The sequence below is a fragment of the Loigolactobacillus iwatensis genome, from assembly GCF_003950295.1.
Lineage (GTDB): Bacteria > Bacillota > Bacilli > Lactobacillales > Lactobacillaceae > Loigolactobacillus > Loigolactobacillus iwatensis.
On the sequence record NZ_RHNP01000079.1, the window covers coordinates 1 to 2,292 of the forward strand.

The following is a 2,292-nucleotide window of genomic DNA, read 5'->3' on the forward strand; positions in this document are numbered from 1 at the left end:
GTAAGCAGTAAATAACTGACCGACTTCAAAAATAATTTAATTCAAGTTATGATTGCCTCATCAAATAATTGGTGAGGTGATTTTTATTGGATAAACCGGATATTGTTCAAATTAAAATGGATCATTCTGGTTCTCAATCGCGATCTACTATGGCAACAAAAGCCCTGCAAATTAGAGTTGATGCTAATAAATCGGTCGTAGTTTACAATCGAATTAACAACTATATTTTAGAGGCAGTTTTAAAGGCGGTGTTCGCTGGTGATAATTGATCAACGACAGATTCAACAGGTCTTTTTAGTTTGTGGAAAAACCGATTTACGTCGGGGAATCGATGGTTTAGCTGGTGTTATCCAAGATCAATTTGATTTAGATCCGTACAATCGCGCCTTATATTTATTCTGTGGAACCAGAAAAGACCGTTTTAAGGCCTTATTTTGGGACGGTGATGGTTTTTTATTACTTTATAAGCGGATCGAAAACGGTCGACTTCAATGGCCGACTGATCAGAATGCACTCCGTAAATTAAATTCTAAACAGTTGACACGATTACTCAGTGGTTGGTCATTAGACGCGACAATTCATCAAACATGTCCGCCTGGACATGAAAGAAGAAAAAATAACTATCCAAATTAGTGTAAGACATGGTAAACTCAATTCAACAAATACGGATTGAGTGGATAAAGCTAATGACACCCGAAGAAGAAATTATAGCGCTACGTAAGCAAGTCGCGGAACTAACTGAAATGGTTGCCTACTTGACTAAAAAAATTTACGGTCAAAAATCAGAACAAATTGATCCTAACCAACTGTCACTACTAGAAGGTAATGACGGTGTTTTTATCACGCCAGAGCAACCTGGCCAACAAAGCGACGCAGATCAAGTACCGGCAAAGAAAAAGCGCAAAAAGACACGGCAAGAAACTCTAAGTCGTGATTTACCAGTAAGAGAAACTGTTATTGATCTACCAACGCAACAATGTGCCTATGGGCACGAGTTGACACCGGTTGGGAAAAAGTTTGTTCGTGAAGAGGTGCATTTCATTCCGGCCAAACTTTATCGAGAACATATTTATACGCAAACCTATAAGTGTTCTGAATGTGAGCTTGAAGCTGGCAGCGCTCATTTGGTGCAAGCCCAAACGCCAGTCGCTTTAATTCCGCATAGTCTCGCCTCGGCTTCGTTAGTCGCGGAGATCATTCATAAAAAGTTTCTATTGGCAACACCACTATACCGACAGTTAGCAGATTGGCAGCGCTTGGGTATTGCGTTATCAGAGGCAACAATCTCAAACTGGATTATCAAAACGAGTCAGTTGGTCGAACCAATTTATAATTTATTACAGCAGCGACTCAGCAACCAACGTTATTTACAGGGTGACGAAACACCGATGCAGGTGTTACGTGAGCCTGGTAAAACAGCAGCCGCTAAATCATATATGTGGGTGGCTAGAACAGTAAAACAAAGTCCGCAGCAAATCATTTTTTATGCTTATGGCAGTACGCGTTCAGGAACCTTTGCGCAAAAGTTATATCGGAACTTTACCGGCATCCTGCAGTGTGATGGCTATACCGGCTATAATCTGTTAGAAAATAGTGTTACGCGTATCGGTTGTTGGGCGCATGTGCGCCGTAAGTTTTACGATGCCACCCAAGCTAATGGTAAGCCAATTAGCAGTGTTCCCTTAGCGCTAATTGACGAGATGTTTGCCTTGGAGCGTCAATGGCAACATTTTTCGCCCCGGGTACGTCGTCGAAGACGCCGTAGTAAAGTGCGTAAATTATTGAAGCGATTCTGGCAGTGGATCGATTCGGCCGACGTATTACCTAAATCACGTTTGGGTAAAGCCGTCACTTACGCGATCGATCAACGATCTACACTAGAGCGGCTAGTCAACGTTGGTATCATGGACTGGAGTAATAATGCGGCGGAGCGCAATATGAAGAGCCTGGTGATTGGTCGAAAGAACTGGCTCTTCAGTACCAGCCAAGCAGGCGCAAGATCAACGGCTATTTGGTTAACTTTAGTGGAAAGTGCTAAAGCTAACGGGCTTGATCCGCGAGGCTATATCACCTATTTATTAAAAACAATGCCCCAACACCCTAGTTTCACCGATTTGGCCCAGCTAGAGGGTTATTTACCATGGAATTATTCTGGGGCAAGACATCAAGATAGAAATAAAGCGTCAAATGAATAGAAGCCAGAAATAGTGGCGTAATGTAAAAGACAAACCGATTTCTCAATTTCGAGAAGCCGGTTTGCCTTTTTTAAACGGTCGATTATTTACTGCTTAC

At 42.1% G+C, this 2,292-nt stretch carries 3 protein-coding genes; all 3 read left to right on the plus strand.

Annotated elements, in window-relative coordinates; all coding sequences use genetic code 11:
- The first annotated feature begins 86 nt into the window (after positions 1 to 86).
- Genes EKM98_RS11925 through tnpC form a run of 3 tightly spaced genes read left to right on the plus strand, consistent with a single transcriptional unit; the run spans position 87 to position 2,195 of the window.
- Positions 87 to 269 (plus strand): hypothetical protein, encoded by a 183-nt coding sequence (locus EKM98_RS11925; RefSeq protein ID WP_068222411.1) that lies wholly within the window; start codon positions 87 to 89, stop codon positions 267 to 269.
- Positions 259 to 633, plus strand: a complete 375-nt coding sequence (gene tnpB, locus EKM98_RS11930) for an IS66 family insertion sequence element accessory protein TnpB (RefSeq protein WP_068222408.1) — start codon at positions 259 to 261, stop codon at positions 631 to 633. Before EKM98_RS11925 ends, tnpB begins: the two co-directional genes overlap by 11 nt.
- A gap of 53 nt (positions 634 to 686) precedes the next feature.
- Positions 687 to 2,195: an IS66 family transposase gene (gene tnpC / locus EKM98_RS11935; protein ID WP_068222405.1), complete on the plus strand. Its 1,509-nt coding sequence runs from the start codon at positions 687 to 689 to the stop codon at positions 2,193 to 2,195.
- Positions 2,196 to 2,292: the final 97 nt, after the last annotated feature.